General features: G+C 59.2%; 19 protein-coding genes. 18 read left to right on the top strand and 1 reads right to left on the bottom strand.

Features of this window, described 5'->3' with window-relative positions:
- The 13 genes from sdhA (at nt 1) to htpG (ending at nt 17,553) form a co-directional block, all read left to right on the top strand.
- Nucleotides 1-1,773 (top strand): succinate dehydrogenase flavoprotein subunit, encoded by a 1,773-nt coding sequence (gene sdhA / locus SM130_RS12830; protein WP_102825660.1) that lies wholly within the window; start codon nt 1-3, stop codon nt 1,771-1,773.
- Nucleotides 1,774-1,783: 10 nt separating this feature from the next.
- Nucleotides 1,784-2,488: a succinate dehydrogenase iron-sulfur subunit gene (locus SM130_RS12825; protein WP_003302396.1), complete on the top strand. Its 705-nt coding sequence runs from the start codon at nt 1,784-1,786 to the stop codon at nt 2,486-2,488.
- Between the two features lie 292 nt (nt 2,489-2,780).
- Nucleotides 2,781-5,612 (top strand): 2-oxoglutarate dehydrogenase E1 component, encoded by a 2,832-nt coding sequence (locus SM130_RS12820; RefSeq protein WP_102825661.1) that lies wholly within the window; start codon nt 2,781-2,783, stop codon nt 5,610-5,612.
- Nucleotides 5,613-5,683: 71 nt separating this feature from the next.
- Nucleotides 5,684-6,910 (top strand): 2-oxoglutarate dehydrogenase complex dihydrolipoyllysine-residue succinyltransferase, encoded by a 1,227-nt coding sequence (gene odhB, locus SM130_RS12815; RefSeq protein ID WP_102825662.1) that lies wholly within the window; start codon nt 5,684-5,686, stop codon nt 6,908-6,910.
- A gap of 95 nt (nt 6,911-7,005) precedes the next feature.
- The gene (lpdA, locus tag SM130_RS12810) at nt 7,006-8,442 is read left to right on the top strand and encodes a dihydrolipoyl dehydrogenase (RefSeq protein ID WP_102825663.1); all 1,437 of its coding nucleotides are present in this window, start codon (nt 7,006-7,008) and stop codon (nt 8,440-8,442) included.
- Nucleotides 8,443-8,631: 189 nt separating this feature from the next.
- Entirely contained in the window at nt 8,632-9,798 is a 1,167-nt protein-coding gene (gene sucC / locus SM130_RS12805; protein WP_102825664.1) for an ADP-forming succinate--CoA ligase subunit beta, read from the top strand.
- Complete coding sequence (gene sucD / locus SM130_RS12800; protein ID WP_102825665.1) at nt 9,798-10,682, top strand: succinate--CoA ligase subunit alpha; 885 nt, start codon at nt 9,798-9,800, stop codon at nt 10,680-10,682. The genes sucC and sucD overlap by 1 nt, the downstream gene beginning before the upstream one ends.
- Nucleotides 10,683-11,101: 419 nt before the next feature.
- A complete protein-coding gene (brnQ, locus tag SM130_RS12795; protein WP_102825666.1) occupies nt 11,102-12,421 on the top strand; it encodes a branched-chain amino acid transport system II carrier protein in 1,320 nt (439 codons plus the stop codon).
- A gap of 119 nt (nt 12,422-12,540) precedes the next feature.
- A complete protein-coding gene (locus SM130_RS12790; protein WP_102825667.1) occupies nt 12,541-13,266 on the top strand; it encodes a DUF599 domain-containing protein in 726 nt (241 codons plus the stop codon).
- A 57-nt stretch (nt 13,267-13,323) separates the two neighbouring features.
- A complete protein-coding gene (locus SM130_RS12785; RefSeq protein ID WP_102825668.1) occupies nt 13,324-13,785 on the top strand; it encodes a PaaI family thioesterase in 462 nt (153 codons plus the stop codon).
- Nucleotides 13,782-14,225 carry a PaaI family thioesterase gene (locus tag SM130_RS12780; protein ID WP_102825669.1) on the top strand — a complete coding sequence of 148 codons (444 nt, stop codon included), beginning with the start codon at nt 13,782-13,784 and terminating at the stop codon, nt 14,223-14,225. The genes SM130_RS12785 and SM130_RS12780 overlap by 4 nt, the downstream gene beginning before the upstream one ends.
- Before the next feature lie 64 nt (nt 14,226-14,289).
- Nucleotides 14,290-15,531 (top strand): MFS transporter, encoded by a 1,242-nt coding sequence (locus SM130_RS12775; RefSeq protein WP_102825670.1) that lies wholly within the window; start codon nt 14,290-14,292, stop codon nt 15,529-15,531.
- A 114-nt stretch (nt 15,532-15,645) separates the two neighbouring features.
- Nucleotides 15,646-17,553 carry a molecular chaperone HtpG gene (gene htpG, locus SM130_RS12770; protein WP_102825671.1) on the top strand — a complete coding sequence of 636 codons (1,908 nt, stop codon included), beginning with the start codon at nt 15,646-15,648 and terminating at the stop codon, nt 17,551-17,553.
- Nucleotides 17,554-17,613: 60 nt separating this feature from the next.
- Here the strand turns inward: htpG and SM130_RS12765 are convergent, their stop codons facing one another.
- A complete protein-coding gene (locus SM130_RS12765; RefSeq protein WP_102825672.1) occupies nt 17,614-18,048 on the bottom strand; it encodes an OsmC family protein in 435 nt (144 codons plus the stop codon).
- A 236-nt stretch (nt 18,049-18,284) separates the two neighbouring features.
- Between SM130_RS12765 and SM130_RS12760 the strand changes: the two genes are divergently transcribed.
- From SM130_RS12760 to sstT, 5 genes are all read left to right on the top strand, one after another.
- Nucleotides 18,285-19,310 (top strand): amidohydrolase family protein, encoded by a 1,026-nt coding sequence (locus tag SM130_RS12760; RefSeq protein WP_102825673.1) that lies wholly within the window; start codon nt 18,285-18,287, stop codon nt 19,308-19,310.
- Nucleotides 19,311-19,372: 62 nt separating this feature from the next.
- Nucleotides 19,373-19,846 carry a DUF3859 domain-containing protein gene (locus tag SM130_RS12755; RefSeq protein WP_102825674.1) on the top strand — a complete coding sequence of 158 codons (474 nt, stop codon included), beginning with the start codon at nt 19,373-19,375 and terminating at the stop codon, nt 19,844-19,846.
- Nucleotides 19,847-20,011: 165 nt separating this feature from the next.
- Nucleotides 20,012-21,637, top strand: a complete 1,626-nt coding sequence (locus tag SM130_RS12750; RefSeq protein ID WP_102825675.1) for a methyl-accepting chemotaxis protein — start codon at nt 20,012-20,014, stop codon at nt 21,635-21,637.
- Nucleotides 21,638-21,842: 205 nt separating this feature from the next.
- Nucleotides 21,843-23,453, top strand: a complete 1,611-nt coding sequence (locus SM130_RS12745; RefSeq protein WP_102825676.1) for a methyl-accepting chemotaxis protein — start codon at nt 21,843-21,845, stop codon at nt 23,451-23,453.
- Nucleotides 23,454-23,622: 169 nt separating this feature from the next.
- Nucleotides 23,623-24,861, top strand: a complete 1,239-nt coding sequence (gene sstT, locus SM130_RS12740) for a serine/threonine transporter SstT (RefSeq protein ID WP_102825677.1) — start codon at nt 23,623-23,625, stop codon at nt 24,859-24,861.
- Nucleotide 24,862 lies beyond the last annotated feature (1 nt).

Genomic DNA, 24,862 nt, shown 5'->3' with positions numbered 1-24,862 from the left:
ATGGCTAATATTCGTACGCTTTCCTTCGATGCCATCATTGTTGGTGGCGGCGGCGCGGGTATGCGCGCCGCACTGCAGCTGGCCCAGGGTGGCCACAAGACCGCGGTCGTGACCAAGGTCTTCCCAACTCGTTCGCACACTGTTTCTGCTCAGGGTGGCATCACCTGCGCCATCGCTTCGGCTGATCCGAACGACGATTGGCGCTGGCACATGTACGATACCGTCAAAGGCTCCGACTACATCGGTGACCAGGACGCTATCGAGTACATGTGTTCCGTTGGTCCCGAAGCGGTGTTCGAGCTCGAGCACATGGGCTTGCCGTTCTCCCGTACCGAGCAAGGTCGCATCTATCAGCGCCCGTTCGGTGGCCAGTCCAAGGACTTCGGTAAGGGCGGTCAGGCTGCCCGTACCTGCGCGGCTGCCGACCGTACCGGCCATGCGCTGCTGCACACCCTTTATCAGGGTAACCTGAAGAGCAATACTGTCTTCCTGAACGAGTGGTATGCCGTTGACCTGGTGAAGAATCAGGATGGTGCGGTTGTTGGCGTGATTGCCATCTGCATCGAAACCGGTGAAACCGTTTACATTCGCTCCAAAGCTACCGTTCTTGCCACTGGCGGTGCCGGTCGTATCTACGCATCGACTACCAATGCGCTGATCAATACCGGTGACGGTGTTGGCATGGCGCTGCGCGCGGGTGTGCCGGTTCAGGATATCGAGATGTGGCAGTTCCACCCGACCGGTATCGCCGGTGCCGGCGTGCTGGTGACCGAAGGTTGCCGCGGTGAAGGTGGTTATCTGATCAACAAGCATGGCGAGCGCTTCATGGAGCGTTATGCTCCGAACGCGAAGGATCTCGCTGGTCGTGACGTTGTTGCACGTTCGATGGTCAAGGAAATCCTGGCGGGCAACGGTTGTGGTCCGGATGGTGATCACGTGATGCTGAAGCTGGATCACCTTGGCGAAGAAGTGCTGCACAGCCGTCTGCCAGGAATCTGTGAGCTTTCGAAGACCTTCGCGCACGTCGATCCTGTGACCGCTCCGGTACCGGTTGTGCCGACCTGCCACTACATGATGGGTGGTATTGCCACCAACATCCACGGTCAGGCCATCACTCAGGATGCCAACGGCAACGATACGATTATCGACGGCCTGTTTGCTGTAGGCGAAGTGGCTTGCGTATCGGTGCACGGCGCCAACCGTCTGGGCGGCAACTCGCTGCTCGATCTTGTGGTGTTCGGTCGTGCTGCTGGTCTGCATCTGGAAAAAGCGCTCAAGGAAGGTGTCGACCACCGCGGCGCTAGCGAGACCGATCTGGAAGCGGCCCTGAGCCGCCTCGCCGGGCTCAACGAGCGCACCACGGGCGAAGATGTTGCCCCGCTGCGTAAAGAGCTGCAGAGCTGCATGCAGAACTACTTCGGTGTATTCCGTACCGGCGAATACATGCAGAAGGGTATCGCCCAGCTGGAAGATCTGCGTCTGCGTATCGCCAATGTCAAGATCTCCGACAAGAGCCAGGCGTTCAACACCGCGCGCATCGAAGCGCTGGAGCTGCAGAACCTTCTGGAAGTTGCTGAGGCCACTGCGATTGCTGCGGAGAACCGCAAAGAATCCCGTGGTGCGCATGCTCGCGAAGATTTCGAAGAGCGTGATGACGAGAATTGGTTGTGCCACACCCTGTACTTCCCGGGTGACAAGCGCGTTACCAAGCGTGCCGTGAACTTCGCTCCGAAGACCGTTCCGGCATTCGAGCCCAAGGTTCGGACTTATTGAGGTCGACGATATGTTGCAAGTGAGTGTTTATCGCTACAACCCCGATCAGGACGAAAAGCCGTTCATGCAGGATTTTCAGGTCAATACCGATGGTAAAGACCTGATGGTTCTGGACGTCTTGGCTCTGATCAAGGAACAGGATCAGGGTTTCTCCTATCGTCGCTCCTGCCGCGAAGGCGTGTGTGGCTCCGATGGGATGAACATCAACGGTAAGAACGGCCTGGCTTGCATCACGCCGCTGTCCGCCGTGGTCAAGAACAACAAGCTGGTCGTACGTCCGCTGCCGGGTCTCCCAGTTATTCGTGACTTGGCCGTCGATATGAGCATCTTCTACAAGCAGTACGAGAAAGTGCGTCCGTATCTGATGAACGATACGCCGCCACCGGCTATCGAACGTCTGCAAAGTCCGGAAGATCGCGAGAAGCTGGACGGTCTGTACGAGTGCATTCTGTGCGCTTGCTGCTCGACCAGCTGCCCGTCCTTCTGGTGGAACCCGGACAAGTTCCTCGGGCCGGCCGCGTCGCTGCAGGCTTATCGTTTCCTGGCCGACAGCCGCGACACCGAAACCGAGAACCGTCTGGCAGGTTTGGACGATCCGTTCAGCGTGTTCCGCTGCCGCGGTATCATGAATTGCGTTGACGTTTGTCCGAAAGGGTTGAACCCGACCAAGGCAATTGGTCACATACGCAACATGCTGCTGCAGAGCGGTACCTGATGACACCCCGGTCGCGACAGATTATGCGCTAGCCTGAAACGGCCGGAATGCGTTACCCGTTACACCTACGGCGCCGAAGTTGAAGCTCGGCGCCGTAGTTTTAGTAGGAATCCCAGCTCACAAAGCCGGGATTTCACTCTGAAAATTTGATGACCAGCAGGAGCATCCGGGTTGTGCCCGGGAACTATCTGCGCGGTCCGTAGTGGCTTTACCTGAGTCGCTGCTTCAGAACTTGGGAAGTCATGCTGCGGTTTCCACGCTGGTGGTGTCTCCTTATCGAAGGTGACCAGACATGCAAGAAAGCGTAATGCAGCGCATGTGGGACAGTGCCCACCTATCCGGTGGTAACGCTGCCTATGTGGAAGAGCTTTATGAGCTCTACCTGCACGATCCCAACGCTGTGCCCGAAGAGTGGCGCACTTACTTCCAGAAGTTGCCCTCCGGTGGCAGTGCTTCAGCCGATGTATCGCATTCGACGATTCGCGACCACTTCGTCCTGCTGGGCAAGAACCAGCGCCGTGCGCAGCCTGTTTCCGCAGGCAGTGTCAGCAGCGAGCACGAGAAGAAGCAGATCGAAGTACTGCGCCTGATCCAGGCCTATCGAGTACGCGGCCATCAGGCAGCACAGCTCGACCCGCTTGGCCTGCAGCAGCGCGCTGTCCCTGCTGATCTGGTGATCAACAATTACGGTTTGACCGATGCCGACCTCGACACCGTATTCCGTACTGCTGATCTGGCCATGGTCAACGGCCAGGCCACTCTGCGGGAAATCGTCCAGGCGCTGCAAGAAACCTATTGCCGCACCATCGGTGCCGAGTATATGCACATCGTCGACTCCGAGCAGCGCAGCTGGTTTGTGCAGCGCCTGGAGAGCGTGCGTGGTCGGCCGGAGTTCTCCGCCGAGATCAAGAGCCACCTGCTCGAGCGTCTCACTGCTGCTGAGGGCTTGGAAAAATACCTGGGCACCAAGTACCCGGGCACCAAGCGTTTTGGTCTGGAAGGGGGCGAGAGTCTGATCCCGCTGCTTGACGAGATCATCCAGCGCTCTGGTTCTTACGGCACTAAAGAAATTGTAATCGGCATGGCCCACCGCGGCCGTCTGAACGTACTGGTCAATACCTTCGGCAAAAACCCTCGTGACCTGTTCGACGAATTCGAAGGCAAGAAGGTCGAAGGCCTAAGCTCAGGCGACGTCAAGTACCACCAGGGCTTCTCGTCCAACGTGATGACACCGGGCGGCGAGATTCACCTGGCCATGGCGTTCAACCCGTCTCACTTGGAAATCGTTTCCCCGGTGGTCGAGGGTTCGGTACGCGCTCGTCAGGATCGCCGCAACGATCCGGTTGGCGACAAGGTGCTTCCGGTAACCATCCACGGTGACGCTGCCGTCGCCGGTCAGGGTGTGGTAATGGAAACGTTCCAGATGTCGCAGACCCGTGCCTATCGCACCGGTGGCACCATCCGCCTCGTGGTTAACAACCAGGTCGGCTTCACCACCAACAAGCAGGAAGATGCTCGGTCCACCGAGTACGCGACCGACGTGGCGAAGATGATTCAGGCTCCGATCTTTCACGTGAACGCAGACGATCCCGAAGCTGTGCTGTTTGTCACCCAGCTGGCTGTCGATTACCGGATGCAGTTCAAGCGCGATATCGTCATCGACCTGATCTGCTACCGCCGTCGTGGTCACAACGAAGCGGACGAGCCAAGCGGCACCCAGCCTCTGATGTATCAGAAGATCGCCAAGCAGCGCACCACTCGCGAGCTGTATGCGGACTCGCTGATCCAATCCAAAGTGCTGGATGACGAGCGCGTTCAGGCGAAGATTGATGAGTACCGTACCGCGCTCGATAACGGCTTGCACGTGGTCAAGAGCTTGGTCAAAGAGCCGAACAAGGAGCTCTTCGTCGATTGGCGTCCGTATCTGGGTCATGCCTGGACTGCCCGTCACGACACCAGCTTCGACCTGAAGACCCTGCAGGACCTGTCCAACAAGCTATTGCAGACGCCGGATGGCTTTGTAGTGCAGCGCCAGGTTTCGAAGATCCTCGAAGACCGGCAGAAGATGGGCGCGGGTGCGCTAGCGATCAACTGGGGTTACGCGGAAGTCATGGCGTACGCCACGCTGCTGCTCGAAGGCCACCCGGTACGTATTTCTGGTCAGGACGTCGGTCGCGGTACTTTCTCGCACCGTCATGCTGCGCTGCACAACCAGAAGGATGGCAACACCTACATCCCGCTGCAGCACCTCTACGAAGGTCAGCCGCGTTTCGATCTGTACGACTCGTTCCTTTCCGAGGAAGCGGTCCTGGCGTTCGAATACGGTTACGCCACCACGATGCCCAACGCTCTCGTCGTTTGGGAAGCGCAGTTTGGCGACTTCGCCAACGGCGCCCAAGTGGTCATCGACCAGTTCATCACCAGTGGTGAGCACAAGTGGGGCCGACTGTGTGGTTTGACCATGCTGTTGCCGCATGGTTATGAGGGGCAGGGTCCGGAGCACTCATCCGCTCGACTGGAGCGTTACCTGCAACTGTGTGCTGAGCACAACATCCAGGTATGCGTGCCGACTACTCCGGCTCAGGTCTACCACATGCTGCGTCGTCAGGCGATTCGCCCGCTACGCAAGCCGCTGGTTGCGCTGACGCCGAAGTCTCTGCTGCGTCACAAGCTTGCGACCTCGACACTGGAAGAACTCACTCAGGGTTCGTTCCAGACCGTTATCCCGGAAGTCGACGCGGTCGATCCGGCGAAGGTCGAGCGAGTGATCATGTGTAGCGGCAAGGTCTACTATGACCTGCTGGACAAGCGTCGTGCCGAGGGGCGTGAGGATATCGCCATCGTGCGTATCGAACAGCTCTATCCGTTCCCGGAAGAGGATCTGGCTGAGGCGCTCGCGCCTTACCAGAACCTCAAGCACATCGTCTGGTGTCAGGAAGAGCCGATGAACCAGGGCGCCTGGTATTGCAGCCAGCACCACATGCGCCGCGTGGCGACCGCGTTCAAGAAGGAACTGTTCCTTCAATACGCAGGTCGTGATGCATCAGCGGCGCCGGCGGTTGGGTACGCCTCCATGCATGCCGAACAGCAGGAAAAACTGCTGCAGGACGCCTTCACCGTTTAACCCATTCGTGCAAGAGGCCGCGAAAATTCGCGGCCTCGATGTAGAAACCGAATCAATAGGACCCCTGAATAATGGCTATCGAGATCAAAGCCCCTACATTCCCGGAATCGGTTGCCGACGGCACCGTTGCTACCTGGCACAAGCAGCCGGGCGACGCGGTTAAGCGCGATGAGCTGATCGTCGACATCGAAACCGACAAGGTGGTCATGGAAGTGCTCGCCGAAGCTGATGGCGTACTGACTGAGATCGTCAAGAACGAAGGCGACACCGTGCTGAGCGGCGAACTGCTCGGTAAGCTGGACGCTGGCGCTACAGCTGCCGCCGCGCCTGCCCCGGCTGCTGCTGCCCCGGCTCAAGCTGCTGCCCCGGCCGCTGCTGCAAGCGCAGCTGGCGAAGAGCCGATTCTGGCTCCTGCTGCTCGCAAGATGGCCGAAGAAAACGGTATCAATCCGAACAGCATCGCGGGCACCGGTAAAGATGGTCGCGTAACCAAGGAGGACGTTGTAGCTGCCATCGAGGCCAAGAAGTCCGCCCCGGCTGCTGCTGCCAAGCCTGCAGCCCCGGCTGCCGCTGCACCGATCTTCGCTGAAGGTGATCGCGTCGAGAAGCGCGTCCCGATGACTCGCCTGCGCACCAAGGTCGCCGAGCGCCTGGTTGAAGCTCAGTCGTCCATGGCAATGCTGACTACGTTCAACGAAGTCAACATGAAGCCGATCATGGAGCTGCGTGCCAAGTACAAGGATCTGTTCGAGAAGACCCACAACGGCGTGCGTCTGGGCTTTATGTCCTTCTTCGTCAAGGCCGCGGTAGAAGCGCTCAAGCGCCAGCCTGGCGTCAATGCTTCCATCGATGGCAATGACATCGTGTACCACGGCTATCAGGACATCGGCGTGGCCGTATCCAGCGACCGTGGTCTGGTGGTTCCGGTGCTGCGCAACGCCGAGCACATGAGCCTGGCCGAGATCGAAGGCGGCATCAATGAGTACGGTAAGAAGGCCAAGGCCGGTAAGCTGACCATCGAAGAGATGACTGGCGGTACCTTCACCATCTCCAACGGGGGTGTGTTTGGCTCGCTGCTGTCGACGCCGATCGTCAACCCGCCGCAGACCGCCATCCTCGGTATGCACAAGATCCAGGAACGTCCGATGGCCGTTAATGGTCAAGTGGTCATCCTGCCGATGATGTACCTGGCCCTGTCCTATGACCATCGCTTGATCGACGGCAAGGAAGCGGTCACCTTCCTGGTTACCATGAAGGACCTGCTGGAAGACCCGGCCCGTCTGCTGCTGGATATCTGATAGAAACGTCACGGGCTGCAGCTGGCAGGTCAGGTGAAAGCCGGCCGTGCTGCCTGCAGCCTTTGGCTTTTAGCTGCTTTTGAAGAGGATTTGTAATGAGCCAGAAATTCGACGTCGTCGTCATCGGTGCCGGCCCTGGCGGCTACGTGGCCGCCATTCGTGCAGCCCAACTGGGTCTGAAGACCGCGTGTATCGAAAAGTACCAGGGCAAGGATGGTAAGACCGCTCTGGGCGGCACCTGCCTGAACGTAGGCTGCATTCCTTCCAAGGCGCTGTTGGACAGCTCCTACAAGTTCCATGAAGCCCACGAGAGCTTCAAGGTTCACGGCATCAGCACCGGCGGAGTGGCCATGGACGTTCCGACCATGGTGGCACGCAAGGACCAGATCGTTAAGAACCTCACTGGCGGCGTCTCGTCGCTGCTGAAGGCCAATGGTGTCACCGTATTCGAAGGCCACGGCAAGCTGCTGGCTGGCAAGCAGGTCGAAGTGACTGGCCTGGACGGAAACGTCCAGACGCTGGCTGCCGAGAACGTCATTTTGGCGTCCGGCTCCACGCCGGTAAACATTCCGCCGGCTCCGGTTGATCAGAACGTGATCGTCGACTCCACTGGCGCGCTGGATTTTCAGAGCGTCCCGGGCAAGCTGGGTGTTATCGGCGCCGGCGTGATCGGGCTGGAGCTGGGTTCGGTATGGGCCCGCCTGGGTTCTGAAGTGACTGTCATCGAAGCCATGGACAAGTTCCTGCCGGCTGCTGACGAGCAGATCTCCAAGGAAGCTTTCAAGATCCTTTCCAAGCAAGGTCTGAAAATTCTTCTGGGTGCGCGCCTGACCGGTTCGGAAGTGAAGGGTGAGCAAGTCACCGTCAACTTCACCAGCACAGAAGGCGAGCAGCAGATGACCTTCGACAAGCTGATCGTTGCGGTCGGCCGTCGCCCGGTCACTTCCGAGCTATTGGCTGCCGATGCCGGGGTCGATATGGACGAGCGCGGTTTCATCTTTGTCGATGACTACTGCGCGACCAGCGTTCCTGGCGTTTATGCCATCGGTGACGTCGTACGCGGCGCAATGCTCGCCCACAAGGCCTCGGAAGAGGGCGTGATGGTTGCTGAGCGCATCGCTGGTCACAAGACCCAGATGAACTATGACCTGATTCCGTCGGTCATCTACACGCACCCGGAAATCGCATGGGTAGGAAAGTCGGAGCAGACGCTGAAGGCCGAAGGCGTTGAAGTCAACGTCGGTACCTTCCCGTTCGCTGCCAGCGGTCGCGCTATGGCTGCAAACGATACTGCTGGTCTGGTCAAGGTGATTGCTGATGCCAAGACCGACCGCGTACTGGGTGTCCATGTAATGGGGCCAAGTGCAGCCGAACTGGTTCAGCAGGGCGCCATCGGCATGGAGTTCGGCACCAGTGCCGAAGACCTGGGAATGATGGTGTTCTCGCACCCGACGATGTCCGAAGCGCTGCATGAAGCGGCTTTGGCAGTGAATGGTCACGCCATCCACATCGCCAATCGCAAGAAGCGCTAATCGGTTCGTGCTGTACCCGGGCCCGACGTATCCGTAGATACGCCGGGCCTTTTGCAAACTGCAGTTTCGAAAAATTGCAGGTCGCTGAGAGGTATCGTGAATTCGCGGATAGTTTTCAGCGACTTGTGAGGGGGCACGGCGATCTGTCGTGCCGTAAATGCGCCAATACCAAACCAGACGGTAGAAAGCATGAATCTTCACGAGTACCAAGGTAAGCAACTGTTCGCTGAATACGGTCTGCCCGTTTCCAAGGGCTATGCGGTAGACAGCCCTAAAGAGGCAGCGGAGGCCTGCGACAAAATTGGCGGGACCCAATGGGTAGTCAAGGCCCAGGTTCATGCCGGTGGGCGCGGTAAGGCGGGTGGCGTCAAGCTGGTCCGCAGCAAGGATGAAGCGCGGGCATTTGCCCAGCAGTGGCTCGACAAGCGTCTGGTCACTTATCAGACCGATGCGAACGGTCAGCCGGTCAGCAAAATCCTCGTCGAGGCTTGCACCGATATCGAGAAAGAGCTGTATCTGGGCGCCGTTGTTGATCGCGCCAGCCGTCGAGTCGTCTTCATGGCGTCCACCGAAGGTGGTGTGGATATCGAGAAGGTCGCTCACGACACGCCCGAGAAGATCCTCAAGGCCACCATCGATCCGTTGGTCGGTGCTCAGCCATTCCAGGCACGGGAACTGGCCTTCCAGCTCGGCCTGAAAGGCGATCAGGTCAAGCAGTTCGTCCACATCTTCGTTGGCCTTGCTCAGCTGTTCCAGGATTACGACCTGGCGCTGCTCGAGGTGAACCCGCTGGTGATCAAGAAAGACGGCAACCTGCATTGCCTTGATGCCAAGATCAATATCGACAGCAATGCCATCTATCGCCAGCCCAAGCTGCGTGACATGGCCGATCCGTCTCAGGACGACCCGCGCGAGGCCCACGCGGCCAAGTGGGAACTGAACTACGTGGCGCTCGACGGCAATATCGGTTGCATGGTCAATGGTGCTGGGCTGGCCATGGGGACCATGGACATTGTCAATCTGCACGGCGGTGCGCCGGCAAACTTCCTTGACGTTGGTGGTGGTGCGACCGAGGAGCGCGTGACCGAAGCGTTCAAGATCATTCTTTCCGATAGCAACGTCGCTGCTGTTCTGGTGAACATCTTCGGCGGTATCGTGCGTTGCGACATGATTGCCGAAGGCATCATCGGAGCGGTCCGCGAAGTAGGCGTCAAGGTTCCCGTGGTTGTGCGCCTTGAGGGCAACAACGCCGATCTGGGCGCCAAGATGCTGAGTGAGAGCGGTCTGAATATCATCGGTGCGAACAGCCTGACCGATGCGGCCATTCAGGTTGTCAAAGCCGCGGAGGGCAAATAATGAGCGTATTGATCAATAAGGACACCAAGGTTATTTGCCAAGGATTTACCGGCTCGCAGGGTACTTTCCATTCCGAGCAGGCCATCGCTTACGGCACCAAGATGGTCGGCGGTGTCACGCCGGGCAAAGGCGGCACGATGCATCTGGGCTTGCCGGTGTTCAACACCGTGCGGGAAGCAGTCGAAACCACGGGTGCCGACGCATCGGTGATCTACGTGCCGGCACCGTTCTGCAAGGACTCCATCCTCGAAGCAGCATTCGGCGGCATCAAATTGATCGTCTGCATCACCGAAGGTATTCCAACGCTGGATATGCTCGAAGTGAAGATCAAGTGCGACGAGTTGGGTGTACGCCTGATCGGGCCTAACTGCCCAGGCGTGATCACCCCTGGCGAGTGCAAGATTGGCATTCAGCCTGGTCACATTCATCTGCCAGGTAAGGTTGGGATTGTTTCCCGTTCGGGCACCCTGACATATGAAGCCGTCAAGCAGACCACCGACGCCGGCTTCGGTCAGTCGACGTGTGTCGGCATCGGTGGTGATCCGATCCCAGGCTCGACGTTCATCGATATCCTCAAGTTGTTCCAGGAAGACCCGCAGACCGAGGCCATCGTAATGATCGGCGAGATCGGCGGTTCGGCAGAGGAGGAGGCGGCGGCTTTCATCAAGGCCAACGTGACCAAACCTGTGGTTTCCTACATTGCGGGCGTCACGGCTCCGGCCGGCAAGCGGATGGGCCATGCGGGCGCGATCATTTCCGGCGGCAAGGGAACAGCGGAGGAGAAATTCGCGGCCCTGCAGGATGCCGGCGTGAAGACCGTTCGCTCCCTCGCCGACATCGGCAAGGCGCTGGCGGAAGTGACAGGTTGGGAAATGAAGGCCTGATGTGCCGTGGCGCCCGGTAACAGCCGGGCGTCACGCTCGTAAGTCCTGGCATGCCCCGAGGCGCGCTTATTGGCGTAAATCGGGGCTTGTCGTTTATGTCTTCTGCATGACTCGATTTTGAGCGTGATCGCCGCATCTCCGACATGGAGCGACACTTTTTCGCGGGCGATACCTCGGTTCTGATCGGCATCCACGACCGCATCGTGGCATCATTGCCATCCATTCATACGCTTGTTCGGTCCACAAGAGCGAAAGCGTGCAACAAAGGATTCGGCCCAACCGGCTGAATGACGTTTCCCCTTATCCCTGAAGGAAACCCGTAACCCATCATTCAGGCCAATATGAATTGCTGACCCGTCGCGCGTAATCGTGTGCGTCGCAGTTCATTACGCCGTTATCCACTTGGTATTTTTCTCCGCATGAATCGTTTGAAAGGTTTTGACCTGCTAGCCCTTGGCTTCATGACATTTGCGCTGTTTCTCGGCGCCGGCAACATCATTTTTCCGCCTAGCGCCGGCATGGCGGCAGGCGAGTTCATCTGGCACGCGGCACTGGGCTTTCTGCTGACAGGCGTCGGGCTGCCGCTGCTGACTGTTGTTGCACTCGCTCGCGTTGGCGGCGGAATGGATCGTCTTACTGCGCCGCTTGGCAAATTTGCCGGAACGGTGTTGGCTGTGGCCGTTTATCTTGCGATCGGGCCGTTGTTCGCCACTCCGCGTACAGCTGTCGTTTCGTTCGAGATGGGTATCGCGCCGTTCAGCGGCAACGCCGGAACGCCGCTTTTCATCTATACGCTCGTGTTCTTCGCCGCCATGCTGTTTCTGGTATTGAATCCCGGCCAGCTGGTGAATCGAATCGGCAAGTTCATTACGCCCGTGTTGCTGGCGGCGCTGCTCGTGCTTGGTGGGGCGGCCATTTTCGCCCCGGCAGGCGATGTGGGCGCCGCGACCGAAAGCTATCGTGCATCTCCATTGATCAAGGGCTTCCTCGAGGGCTACCTCACCATGGACACCCTTGGCGCGCTGGTTTTCGGAATCGTGATCGCTACCGCCATACGCGACCGTGGCGTGACCGAGCCTGCACTGGTGACCCGCTATTCGATGATCGCCGGTGTGATCGCCGCAATTGGACTCTCGCTGGTTTATTTGGCGCTGTTCTATCTCGGCGCGACTAGCCAGGGCATCGCCGCTGGTGCCGAAAATGGCGTGCAGATTCTCACCACCTACGTGCAACACACGTTCGGTACGCCGGGCAGCCTGCTGCTGGCGGTGGTCATCACGCTGGCATGCCTGACGACTGCGGTGGGCTTGACGACGGCCTGTGGTGAGTTCTTTAGTGCGCTGTTGCCGGTGTCCTATCGCACCGTTGTGATCGTCTTCGCGCTGTCCAGCCTGCTGGTGGCCAACCAGGGCCTGACCCAGCTGATCAGTGTCTCGGTGCCGGTACTGGTTGGCCTGTACCCTCTAGCGATCGTCCTCGTTGCGTTGAGCTTGCTGGATCGCTTCTGGGTATCGCCATCGCGGGTGTTCGTGCCGGTCATGGGGGTGACGCTGATCTTCGGCGTTGTCGATGGCCTCGCGGCAGCGGGATTCAATGATTGGGTTCCGGCACTGTTCGCACAGCTGCCGTTGGCAGATCAGAGCATGGGCTGGTTGGTTCCAGTGCTGGTGATGCTGGTCTTTGCCGTCGCTACGGACCGCCTGCTTGGTCGTGCTGAACAGGCGCAGCGCCAGGCTTGAAATGATCGCTGCGCTGCGTCGGAGCTGATGGTTGCAGCATCCGACGCAGCGTGGATGTCAGGCGCAGCGTCAGCACAGCGGTGCTGGCTATAATCTCGAGAAGTCTACGAGGGCGCGCCATGACGTTATCCCACCCGATCCTGCCCCATCTGATTGCCGTGTTCTGGTTCATCGTCTGCTGGGCCGGCTACAGCCGTTACGCAACCTGGCGCGGCCGAGATACCGCCTGTCTGGCAAGCGTGCTGCACCTGTATCGGCAGGACTGGATGCAACGCCTGTTGATGCGCGACAACCGCATCGCTGATGCCAACGTGATCGGCAATCTGGAACGCAACGCGTCGTTCTTTGCCTCCAGTACGCTGATCATTCTCGCCGGTATCCTCACCGCACTCGGTGCGTCCGATCGCGCGGTATCGCTGTTGGCCGACCTGCCATTTGCGCAGCCGGTCAGTCGCGGGCTCTCTGAGGTCAAACTGCTGTGCCTGGCGGTGGTGTTCGTCTACGCCTTCTTCACCTTCAGCTGGTGCATGCGTCAGTACAACTTCGCCGCAGTGCTGGTGGCGTCAGCACCGATGGTGGGGGAGCGCAACGTGAGTGACCAGGAGCGCCGGGCCTTCGCCGAGCGCGCGGCGCGGGTGATCTCCATGGCCGCCAACCAGTTCAATTTCGGTTTGCGTGCGTATTACTTCGGCATGGCGACGCTCGCATGGTTCGTCCATCCGTGGTTTTTCATGCTAGTGACCACTGGTGTCGTGCTGATCCTCTATCGCCGCGAATTCCACTCCGACGTGCTCGAAGTGATGGTATTCACGCCAACTTCGCCAGTCGAAGCGCCCAAGGAATAGGGCGGGCGCAAGGCAAGCCGGTATCATGCGTGGCTTGGTCCCCCTCCGAGAGTTCTAATGAGCGATAGTCAGATACTTGAGCGTACCCAGCGCTTCTTGTCTTTTCTGCGGCACTGCCAGGTGCTTGGGCTGAGTGTCGAACACGCTGACAGCAGTGGGTTGACGTTGCGTCTTCCGTACAGCGAAAAGATTATCGGGAATCCGGAAACCGGTGGCGTTCACGGTGGTGCGATCACCACGCTGATGGACACGACCTGCGGTATCTCCACGGCCTGTGCGTTGCCTGAGCTGGAGGTCTGCCCGACGCTCGACCTGCGTATCGATTACATGCATCCGGCCGAGGCGGGGCACGATATTTTCGGCTTTGCCGAGTGCTATCGCGTTACGCCGACCGTGATCTTTACCCGCGGGGTCGCCTACCAGCGGGATATCAACGAACCCATTGCTCACGTGGTTGGCACCTTCATGCGCATGGGCAAGGCCACTCAAGGCGTGTTCGGCAAGGGTGGCGCGGCATGAGCGACCTCGATCTCAACGAATTGGTCCGGAACGCTCATGCCAGTAACGATTACGACTCACTGATAGAGCTGGTGCCGTACGCCAAGCTGATCGGGATCGAGTGCTTGCGGCTCGGCGACGAAATGATTTTTCGGCTCCCGCAGAACGAGGACAACATAGGCAATCCGTTGCCGGCCATTCATGGAGGGGTGATTGCGGGGTTCATGGAGCACGCCGCGCTACTGCATCTGGTTATGTTCATGGGCGCGCCACATTTGCCCAAAATCATCGACTTCTCGATAGATTATCTGCGTGCCGGTCACTATCGTGACACCTTTGCCGACTGCCAGGTCTGGCGTCAGGGCCGTAGGGTCGCCAACGTAGCGATCACCGCCTGGCAGACCCATCAGGCCGAGCCTATCGCTACAGCCCGCTGCCATTTCAAGATCGACGAGCCCTGACGCATTCGTCAGGTGGCGGCGCTACGGCGCGGGCCGTCACTTGCGACTGTGTTAAGGAACCCGAATGGAAGCACTTTTGATACTCGGCGGCCTGCTGTTGATGCTTGCCGGTCTCGTCTGGCTCGTCAGTCAGGCATTTGCGACAAGCTTGTTTTGGGGGCTGGGCAGCCTGGTGCCGCCGTTGACGTTGGCTTTTGTATTCAGCCATTGGCGTGTTGCACGCAAGGCCTTCATCCTTTCCAGCCTTGGTCTCATACCACTCATTGTCGGCTTGTCATTGCTGGCCAGTCGTGATGCGGAGCGGCTGGAGGCGATTTTCAGTCTCCGCTGGCTGCCAACTCAGGAGCAGCCTGACCTGGCGATGGGCGTTCGTGGAAAGCTGAACGGCCGCAAATTTACACCGCAGCAAGGCGAGGCCATCAAGGGTGTGCTGACCTTGCGTGAAGGTCAGGGCTTCTTCGCTCGCCAGGAGGTCACCATCCGTCTGCGCGAGCCCGTCGAAGGTGCGCTGCGCGTTGACGTACTGCCTGATGACCTCGGTGCGTTGCCTGAGGTCGAAATCGCCTGGCTGAACCCGGATCAGGAGTTGCCTGAAACGCGTCGGCTCGATCGCGGATATACGCTGCATCTGAACTTGCAGCCCGTTGCGCCGAACAAGCTGCGCGGTGATTTCCATCTCATTCTGCCGCCTCAGTACGAAACCAGCCTCACCGGTGTTGTCGAGCTGGATACCGATCGCTTGCGCTATCTCGATGGCCAGGTGGACCGCCGTCACGACTCGCGAGAGACCCTGGCTTTCGTGATTGAAGATTATCTGCAGCGCCGGCATGCGAGTCCTGACGTCACGCTGCAGCCGATTCCTGCGGTGACGCTTCCGGCCGATGAGCTTGAAGTACAGGTGCAGGCGCAAGTGAAGGGCGAGGTCCAGCCCTTCACCCTAAATCTGGCCAAGGGCGAGCAGGGTTGGTATGTGAAAGGGGACGCTTACCCTCCATTGGCTGCGCCTGCGGCTAAGACGGTAACGCCGGCAAGCAAAGCGACTGACCCCGCCCTGGCGGCGAGACCGCAAAACAGCATGGATAAGCTCCAGGACTTTTCCATCGAGCAGCTGCTGCGTAATCCGGGCCGCTACCTTCACCGCTCGATGCGCGCCCACACCGAGCGTGGTGGCGTTGCCGAAGGCCGCTTCGCGGGCCTGGACGGCGAGGGCAACCTGGTCATCAGGCGCGTTATCCGTGGGCCTGGCGAAGCGACCTACAACCTGGCGCCGGGCGAGATCGTGCTGCTCGAACTGGTCGGACCATGAGTTCGCGGGGCTGAGCTGAGCCGCCCTTGCCCTTGAAATTTTCCACCAAGCCCCAATCTGCCAGTCATCGCCGCGACTGCGGCCCGTGCCATTGACGATGTGGAGTTGTTGACGATGAGTGTGGAAACTCAAAACAAAGAAACCCTGGGCTTCCAGACCGAGGTGAAGCAGCTGCTTCACCTGATGATCCATTCGCTGTACTCGAACAAGGAAATCTTCCTTCGCGAGCTGATTTCCAACGCCTCCGATGCCGCCGACAAACTGCGTTTCGAGGCGCTGGCCAAGCCAGAACTGCTCGAAGGCGGCGCTGACCTGAAAATCCGCGTCAGTTTCGACAAAGATGCCAAGACCGTGACCCTCGAGGACAACGGCATCGGCATGAACCGTGATGACGTGATCGCACACCTGGGCACCATCGCCAAGTCCGGCACCTCCGACTTCCTGAAGAACCTCTCCGGTGACCAGAAGAAGGATTCTCACCTGATCGGTCAGTTCGGCGTGGGCTTCTATTCCGCGTTCATCGTCGCCGACCAGGTAGAAGTATTCAGCCGCCGCGCCGGTACGCCGAGCGAGGAGGGCGTGTACTGGGCGTCCAAGGGCGAGGGCGAGTTCGAAGTTGCCAATATCGACAAGGCCGAGCGCGGCACCCGCATCGTCCTGCACCTGAAAAAGGACGAGGAAGAGTTCGCCGACGGCTGGCGCCTGCGCAACATCATCAAGAAGTACTCCGATCACATCGCGCTGCCCATCGAGCTACCGAAGGAATTCCACGGTGAGGAGGACGAAAAGCCCACCGAGCAGGAGTGGGAAACCGTCAACCGTGCCAGCGCGCTCTGGACTCGGCCGCGCACCGAGGTGAAGGACGAGGAGTATCAGGAGTTCTACAAGCACGTCGCCCACGACTTCGAGAACCCACTGGCCTGGAGCCACAACAAGGTCGAAGGCAAGCTCGAATATACGTCCTTGCTCTACGTACCAGGCCGCGCGCCGTTCGACCTGTACCATCGCGAAGCACCCAAGGGCCTGAAGCTGTACGTGCAGCGTGTGTTCATCATGGACCAGGCTGACGAATTCCTGCCGCTGTACCTGCGCTTCATCAAGGGCGTAGTCGATTCCAACGACTTGTCGCTGAACGTCTCGCGCGAGATCCTGCAGAAGGACCCGGTGATCGACTCGATGAAGTCTGCGCTGACCAAGCGCGTCCTGGACATGCTCGATAAGCTGGCCAAGGACAAGCCCGAGGAATACAAGGGCTTCTGGAAGCAGTTCGGTCAGGTGCTCAAGGAAGGCCCGGCGGAAGACTTCGCCAACAAGGAGAAAATCGCGAGTCTGCTGCGCTTTGCATCCACTATTGATGCCTCAGGCGAGCAGTCGGTGTCGTTGGCCGATTATCTGGGCCGCGTGAAGGAAGGCCAGGACAAGGTCTACTACCTCACCGGCGAGAGCTATGCGCAGGTGAAGAACAGCCCGCACCTGGAAGTCTTCCGCAAGAAGGGCATCGAAGTGCTGCTGCTCACCGACCGTATCGACGAGTGGCTGATGAGCTACCTCACAGATTTCGACGGCAAGCAGTTCGTCGACGTTGCACGCGGCGACCTGGATCTGGGCAAGCTGGATTCCGAAGAAGACAAAAAGGCCCAGGAAGAAATCGCCAAGACCAAGGAAGGCTTGATCGAGCGCCTCAAGGGTGCGCTGGGAGAGGAGGTGGCAGAGGTGCGGGTATCCCATCGCCTGACCGACTCGCCGGCAATCCTCGCCATCGGCGAGCAGGACCTGGGTCTGCAGATGCGTCAGATTCTCGAGGCCAGCGGGCAGAAGGTGCCGGAATCCAAGCCGATCTTCGAGTTCAACCCGCAGCATCCTTTGATCGAAAAACTGGATGCCGAGCCGGATGAAGATCGCTTTGCCGATCTCTCGCATATCCTCTTCGACCAGGCTGCGCTTGCCGCGGGCGACAGCCTGAAGGACCCGGCAGCGTATGTTCAGCGGCTGAATAAGCTGCTGGTCGAGCTGTCGGCCTGATCTAGCAAGTCTGCGATGCATAACGGCCCGTCATTGACGGGCCGTTTTCGTTCCAGCAGCTCAGAGCAATGTACTGACCAGGCGTGTGCCATGGCTGAGGTTATCGGCAACCGGGCAGCGTCGTTCTATCTGCTCCAATAGAGCCAGCTTTGCGGCACGGTCCAGATCGGCATCAATGTCGACGTTTACTCGCAGCTCCTGGAAACCGGGACGCACGCTCGGGTCGCGGCCGAGGAGCCCGGCGGGATCGTAGTCGGCTTCGATCGTGAAGCGCATGCCGCGCAGCTCGATCTTCTGTTGATGAGCAATGAAGCGTCCGATGGTACCGAAGCATCCTGCCACGGCCGCCAGTATCGCCTCTAACGGCGTCGGTCCGAGATCCTGGCCCGCCGCACTCTTCGGTTGATCCATCGTCAGGTGGTGATTACCACACTCCACTACGATGGCCATTCCGGCATTCAACTCTCCGTGAGCGCTGATGGTTTTGATTGGCATGGTGTTGTTCCTTCACTGATCAACCGACGATGGTGCGCATGGCGTCGCGCTGCGCATTGGATGATGTCTGGCGATACTAGCGGCGACTCAGGGCTACCGATTTGACCGTGATCAAATACTACTGGGGGTATAACGGTCGGGTGGAAATGCAAGATGGCGATACGCTTGCTGTTCGATGTGTCTGAACGGTGATGCATGCTGACGGTCTACTCGCTGGCTGTCAGGAGGACCGCGCTTTGTACATTCCTAGAATTATCTCCCTCGCCGCGCTCTTTGTTTTCTCGCCCATCCTCGCGGCGCAAGAGCGCGACTACCGTTATAGCGACGCGCATCTGCACTATGTCGACTTCTTCCAGGAAACCGATGGCATGCAGAAGCTGCTGGCGGCGATGGACGCCGGCAGCATCGACCATGTGATGATCAGTGGCATTCCTGTTGCGAAGAAGTGGCACGAAAACGAGCCCAAGCGCCCGCGTTATTACGCCGGTGACGATGCACCGGTGTACTGGTACAGCGCGACCGATGTGCTGGTCGCAGCGGCACTGGAGGAGCTGGATGAACGGCAGCGCAAGCGCTTCCATCCCTTTCTGTCCGGCTTCAACCCGAATGACAAAAATGCCGATGCGCATATTCGCCGGATGCTAGAGCTGCATCCAGGCCTCTGGCAGGGCCTGGGTGAAATCTTTACCCGCCACGACGACGTCACTGCGCTGACCGAAGGTGATACGCCGCGGGCCAACAACGAGGCGCTGGCCAGGGTCTATCACCTTGCCGCCGAGTTCGATCTTCCGGTGATGCTGCATTCCAACATCACCTCCAAGCGCGAGCGCAACCCGCTGTACCTCGTCGAGCTGGAAGAGCCGCTGCGCAATCATCCGCATACGCGCTTCATCTGGGCGCATGCGGGAACCAGCATGGAACTGCATCGGCATCAGGAGAAACTGACGTTTCTGCACGAGACGGTCAGTCGTCTGCTGGATGACTATCCGAACCTGTATATCGATCTGTCCTGGACCATGCTCAAGCCGTACTTGCTGGACGAAAACGAGCGCCCGGATCCGAAGTGGGTCGAGCTGGTGGAGCGCCATCCCACGCGCTTCGTGATCGGCTCCGATGTGGTCGGTCGTTTCGACAATCTCGCTACTGGCATGCATGCCTTCGCACCTTTTCTCGATGCATTGCCGGAGGCTGTGGCACAGGGTGTCGCGCGCGACAACTTTCTTGCCCTGCTGCCCCGCAAACGGCAGGCTGACCTGCGCTGATCGTCATGAGCCTGTAATCGTCACGTCATAACCTGCCTGCTTCAAATATGTCGGAGCAGGTCATGTCGTTTTCTCGTTGGACGCTAGCGGTGTTGGTGCTGGGACTGAGCGTTTCCGCGGCGCAAGCGCAGGTGGAGATAGTCGGGGACATCGAATACGGAGTCTTCGAAACTGCCAAAAAGGAATTCGAGCCCGGAGAACGTGTTTTGAGCCGCCGCGATCAATCTATTCGTCAGACTGCAGACGTGCCTGCGCGGCTTGGTAGCAAGTTTGGCATGCGCTACCGCCTCGTGGGAAAGCGCGAGGGTGATACGCCGTTGACCCTGCTTTACCTGACGCCGGGTGTCGTGACCCCTGATGGCAAGCGTCATGACAAATTCGAGGTCGTTCAAAGCCTGATGCCGGGAGCTGAAGCAGATGTCATGGCATTCGAATTTACCGAGCCCCATGAGATGGTGCCGGGCGAGTGGCGCTTGATGGTCTTTCAGGGGGATCGCTTGCTGACCGAGCGAACCTTCCATGTAACCGGCCACTAGTGGCCATTCTGAAGGGACTGATGGCCAGTCGGACCGTTTGTCAGTGAGCGCCTTGGGGTGAGACGAAAAGTTGGCGCCAATATTAAAGTGACGGGGAAGCCTTCCGATAATGAAGCAGGTCACGGTTGTGGCGCCGTTTCATTATTTCATGGAGAAGGTAGTCCCATGGCTATTCGCACCCTCACTATCGGTAAACGTTCCGCCCTTGGCTTTGGCCTGATCGGTTTGCTCGTCTTGTTTCTTGGTCTGTTCGCGTTGAACCAAATGACCAACATGCGTAAGGAAAACAAGGAAATCGACCAGAATTGGCTGCCAAGCATCATGGCTGTCAGTGAGCTGAACATCGCGGTAATGCGCATTAGGGCGCTCACCTTGCGCATGACATTGGCCGAGGACCCGCAAATCCTGCAAAGCACGGCGCAGCGTCTAACCCAGCTGCGATCTGAAGTACTCGAGCGCGACACTCAGTACGCCAAGCTGCTGACTACCGCGGAAGAGAAGGCGGGCTATCAACGCTTCAAACAGGCCTTCGAGCAGTACCTGCCGATGCAGCAGCGCATCACTGAACACGTTGGTCGTGGCGAGCAGTCACAGGCTGTGGCGATCACCAATGGCGCAATCAATGAGCACGCGGACAACGTTACGGCTGCCCTTAACGAGCTTCAGCGTATCAACAGCACGGAGGCAGGCAACGCAGCTGATCGTGCATCGATGCAATTCGATACCGGTTTTGCGTGGGTTGTGGCGACTGTCGTCCTGGCCGCCGCGTTCACCGTGCTGCTTGCCTGGATGTTCACGCGCAGCGTTGTAGGCCCGCTGGGCCTGGCGGTCTCGGTGGCCGAGCGCATCGCTGCTGGCGACCTGACTGTTGATTTCATTGTAGAAGGCAAGGATGAGCCGGCGCGTCTGTTGAACGCGCTCAAAACCATGCAAGGTAGTTTGCGCGGGACAATCCAAGGCATCGCCGAATCATCCAATCAGCTTGCTTCGGCAGCTGAAGAACTCAATGCCGTAACCGAGGATTCGACGCGCGGCTTGCACCAGCAGAACCATGAGATCGAGCAGGCAGCTGCTGCCGTCAATCAGATGACTGCCGCGGTCGACGAGGTGGCGCGCAATGCCGTCGCCACGTCCGAGGCTTCTCAGGAGTCCAGTGACACTGCGCTGCGTGGGCGCGAACAAGTCATGCAGACGGTCGAGTCGATCAATCTGCTGGCCAGCAACGTCACCAATACCGCTGGCGAGGTGGAGCACCTGGCCGGGCAGGTAAGGGATATCAGCAAGGTACTCGAAGTGATTCGCTCCATCGCCGAACAGACCAATCTGCTGGCGCTGAACGCGGCGATAGAAGCGGCCCGAGCAGGCGATGCTGGGCGCGGTTTTGCTGTCGTGGCTGACGAGGTCCGGGCCCTGGCGCACCGTACTCAGCAATCCACTGCAGAAATCGAGCAGATGATCAGCAGCGTCCATCAGGGTACCGACAAGGCTGTAAGTGCCATGCACATCAGCAACGAGCGGGCCCGTACCACTCTGGATATGGCCCGGGCTGCAGGCGATGCACTCGATGGCATCACCGGCGCAATCAGTCAGATCAGTGAACGGAATCTGGTCATTGCCAGCGCTTCGGAGGAGCAGGCTCAGGTTGCCCGCGAAGTGGATCGGAATCTCGTCAATATCCGTGACCTGTCGCTGCAATCCTCGGCAGGCGCCAACCAGACCAGTGCGGCAAGCCAGGAGCTGGCGCGGCTCGCGGTAGACCTCAATGCGTTGGTGACGCGTTTCCGCGTCTGACTACCAAAACCAGAAAAAGCCCCGCTTGCCGGGGCTTTTTTTTGATTATGCGCTGATGTTTCCAGGTAACACTCGTGTGCTTGTAGGGCCCGTGCTAGAGCTGTGACTGATAAGTCATTTTCTTATTTTCGTTTTTCAAGTTCGGAATTTCCACGCCGATAGGATGGTTATCAATGGACGTTGGAGGTTCTAGATGGTCAGGAATATGAAAATTGCAATGCGTGCTGGCGTAGGTTTCGGCATCGTCGCGCTGCTGGTATTTCTCTTGGGCGGATTCGCCTTATACGAAATCTCTGCCATGCAAAAAGAGGCGCGAGAGGTCGACAGTCGCTGGCTGCCCAGCATCATTCAGCTTGGCCAGGTGAACGATGAATTCATGAGCCTGCGAGCAACCACCTTGCGCATGCTCATAACCGATGACCCTGCAGAATTGCGTGACGCCGTCTCCGCCATCGGCTCACTCAAGGCGCGCCTGGCCGAGAGTCGCAAGACCTTGGATGGGCTGATCCTGAGCCCTGAGGGACGCGGCAAACTGGCGAGCTTTGAGCAATCGTTCAACCAGTACGAGAATATTCAGCGACAGATCGTCGAGCTGGCGGGGCAGGGGCGTGATGCGGATGCCATCGCCCTGACGCGAGGTGAACTCAATCAGCATGCAGGCAACGCGTCGGCAGCCATTCGTGCCCTGGTGGAATTCAACCGTGATCGCGCCATGGAAGCAGCCGATATTTCCGGCGAGGTAGCCGAGACGGCATTCGATGGCGTGATTCTGGCAATGGTCATCGTCGCGGGAGCGACCGTGGCTTTGGCTACGGTGCTGACCCGCAGTATTGTCGGGCCTCTACACCAGGCCGTGGAACTGGCCAGGGTAGTCGCCCAAGGCGACCTGACGCAGACGCTCGACGTCCAGGGTAGCGACGAACCTGCGCAACTGCTGAATTCGCTCAAAACCATGCAGGGCAATCTTCGCAGTACCATCCAGTCGATCAGCGATTCGTCGCGACAGCTCGCCTCTGCGGCGGAAGAGCTCAACGCGGTAACCGAAGACTCCACCCGCGGCCTGCACCAGCAGAATCACGAAATCGAGCAGGCCGCGACCGCGGTGAATGAAATGACCACTGCCGTGGACGAAGTGGCACGTAATGCGGTGGCTACATCTGAAGCGTCCCGAGAGTCCGATGAAACGGCGCAACACGGGCGTCAGCAGGTAATCCGCACTGTCGACTCGATCGGAATGCTGGCTGATGACGTCACCCAGACGGCCACCGAGGTCGAGCGCCTCGCCGGTCAGGTGCGCGATATCAGCAAGGTGCTGGATGTGATTCGTTCGATCGCCGAACAGACCAATCTCCTTGCCCTCAATGCTGCGATCGAGGCGGCGCGGGCCGGGGATGCGGGGCGTGGTTTCGCCGTGGTGGCAGATGAAGTCCGTGCACTGGCGCATCGCACCCAGCAGTCGACCCAGGAGATCGAACAGATGATTGGCGACGTGCATCTGGGGACCGACAAAGCCGTGCACGCGATGCAGCTGAGCAACGAGCGCGCCAGGACCACACTGGAACTCGCGCGCGCCGCCGGGGAGGCGCTTGATGGCATCGCCAGCGCGATCAGCCAGATCAGCGAGCGCAACCTGGTGATTGCCAGCGCGTCGGAGGAGCAGGCGCAGGTCGCCCGCGAGGTGGATCGCAACCTGGTCAATATTCGCGATCTGTCGCTGCAGTCTTCGGCGGGTGCCAATCAGACCAGCGCGGCCAGTCAGGAGTTGGCGCGGCTGGCAATCGACCTGAACAATCTCGTGGCGCGCTTCCAGGTCTGATGTTCGTAGGGGCGCCGCAACGGCGCCTGCTGCCGGCGGCGATCCGCTTTTGGCCGCCCGTGACAGTAGAACGCTGGGCATGGGCGGGCTAGCGGCGTACCATCCCGCGTTTTTCCATGGCAGGAATGGCCATTCTTGGGTCGTTCCTTCCTAGCTGCGAGACGCGCCTATGTCCGATATGCCTCGATTCATCCGCTTCATCAGTCGTACCAGCCTCGTTGCCCAGATCGTCGTTGGACTGGTCGCCGGGGCTCTGCTTGCCCTGTTTCTGCCTGCTGCGGCGAAGTCGTTGGCGCTGCTCGGCGATCTATTCGTGCAGGCGCTCAAAGCGGTGGCACCGATCTTGGTGTTCGTGCTGGTAACGTCTTCTCTAGCCAACCACAAGCGCGGGCAGCCAACCCACATCCGACCAATCATCCTGCTTTACGCGCTCGGCACGCTGAGTGCTTCCGCCGTCGCGGTGCTGGCGAGCTTCATGTTTCCCACCTCGCTTACCTTGGTAGGCGGCGTGGCCGATGTCACGCCGCCTTCGGGCGTGGCCGCGGTGTTGCAGACGCTGTTGTTCAACATCGCCGACAACCCGGTGCGGGCGCTGCTCAACGGCAACTTCATCGGCATCCTGGCCTGGGCAATCGGCCTGGGTTTTGCCTTTCGCCATGCGCAGGACAGTACTCGACGGCTCATCAGTGATTTGTCCGATGGCGTCACGCTGATCGTCAAGATCGTGATCCGTTTCGCCCCGCTTGGTGTGTTCGGCCTGGTGGCTGGCACCTTGGCTGAATCGGGCTTCGATGTGCTGCTGGGCTACGTGCGGCTCCTGCTGGTGCTGGTCGGTGCCATGCTGTTCATGGCTCTGGTGATGAATCCGTTGATCGTCTTCTGGCAGATTCGCCGCAATCCATATCCGCTGGTGTTCACCTGCCTGCGCGAAAGCGGTATCACCGCATTCTTCACTCGCAGCTCTGCCGCCAACATTCCGGTGAACATGCAGCTCTGCCAGCGTCTCGGTTTGCACAAGGACACCTATTCGGTGTCCATCCCGCTGGGCGCCACGATCAATATGGGTGGGGCGGCGATTACCATTACCGTGCTTACGTTGGCGGCGGTAAATACCCTTGGGATTCAGGTCGATGTTGCCACAGCCGTGTTGCTGAGCCTGCTCGCCGCGGTCTGTGCCTGTGGCGCTTCGGGTGTCGCCGGTGGTTCGCTATTGCTCATTCCGCTGGCGTGCAGCCTTTTCGGTATCTCCAACGACCTGGCGATGCAGGTGGTGGCGGTGGGCTTCATAATCGGCGTAGTGCAGGACTCGGCTGAAACAGCGCTCAATTCTTCCACCGATGTGCTCTTTACCGCTGCCTCGTGTATCGCCCATGGCGATATCGATGCGAGCGATGAACAACACGCCTGAT

Source organism: Stutzerimonas stutzeri, from assembly GCF_038561965.1.
Lineage (GTDB): Bacteria > Pseudomonadota > Gammaproteobacteria > Pseudomonadales > Pseudomonadaceae > Stutzerimonas > Stutzerimonas stutzeri_AA.
Note: the sequence above shows the minus strand (reverse complement) of the source record. Positions and strands in the feature narration are given on the sequence as shown.

Excerpts from the sequence above, each read along its gene's own strand:
- SM130_RS12820 (WP_102825661.1), top strand. The coding sequence starts at position 2,781 with ATGCAAGAAAGCGTAATGCAGCGCATGTGGGACAGTGCCCACCTATCC.
- SM130_RS12765 (WP_102825672.1), bottom strand. The coding sequence starts at position 18,048 with ATGCCAATCAAAACCATCAGCGCTCACGGAGAGTTGAATGCCGGAATG.
- brnQ (WP_102825666.1), top strand. The coding sequence starts at position 11,102 with ATGAATCGTTTGAAAGGTTTTGACCTGCTAGCCCTTGGCTTCATGACA.
- SM130_RS12745 (WP_102825676.1), top strand. The coding sequence starts at position 21,843 with ATGAAAATTGCAATGCGTGCTGGCGTAGGTTTCGGCATCGTCGCGCTG.
- htpG (WP_102825671.1), top strand. The coding sequence starts at position 15,646 with ATGAGTGTGGAAACTCAAAACAAAGAAACCCTGGGCTTCCAGACCGAG.
- sucC (WP_102825664.1), top strand. The coding sequence starts at position 8,632 with ATGAATCTTCACGAGTACCAAGGTAAGCAACTGTTCGCTGAATACGGT.
- lpdA (WP_102825663.1), top strand. The coding sequence starts at position 7,006 with ATGAGCCAGAAATTCGACGTCGTCGTCATCGGTGCCGGCCCTGGCGGC.
- sstT (WP_102825677.1), top strand. The coding sequence starts at position 23,623 with ATGTCCGATATGCCTCGATTCATCCGCTTCATCAGTCGTACCAGCCTC.
- SM130_RS12780 (WP_102825669.1), top strand. The coding sequence starts at position 13,782 with ATGAGCGACCTCGATCTCAACGAATTGGTCCGGAACGCTCATGCCAGT.
- SM130_RS12785 (WP_102825668.1), top strand. The coding sequence starts at position 13,324 with ATGAGCGATAGTCAGATACTTGAGCGTACCCAGCGCTTCTTGTCTTTT.
- odhB (WP_102825662.1), top strand. The coding sequence starts at position 5,684 with ATGGCTATCGAGATCAAAGCCCCTACATTCCCGGAATCGGTTGCCGAC.
- sdhA (WP_102825660.1), top strand. The coding sequence starts at position 1 with ATGGCTAATATTCGTACGCTTTCCTTCGATGCCATCATTGTTGGTGGC.
- SM130_RS12790 (WP_102825667.1), top strand. The coding sequence starts at position 12,541 with ATGACGTTATCCCACCCGATCCTGCCCCATCTGATTGCCGTGTTCTGG.
- SM130_RS12825 (WP_003302396.1), top strand. The coding sequence starts at position 1,784 with ATGTTGCAAGTGAGTGTTTATCGCTACAACCCCGATCAGGACGAAAAG.
- SM130_RS12775 (WP_102825670.1), top strand. The coding sequence starts at position 14,290 with ATGGAAGCACTTTTGATACTCGGCGGCCTGCTGTTGATGCTTGCCGGT.
- sucD (WP_102825665.1), top strand. The coding sequence starts at position 9,798 with ATGAGCGTATTGATCAATAAGGACACCAAGGTTATTTGCCAAGGATTT.
- SM130_RS12755 (WP_102825674.1), top strand. The coding sequence starts at position 19,373 with ATGTCGTTTTCTCGTTGGACGCTAGCGGTGTTGGTGCTGGGACTGAGC.
- SM130_RS12750 (WP_102825675.1), top strand. The coding sequence starts at position 20,012 with ATGGCTATTCGCACCCTCACTATCGGTAAACGTTCCGCCCTTGGCTTT.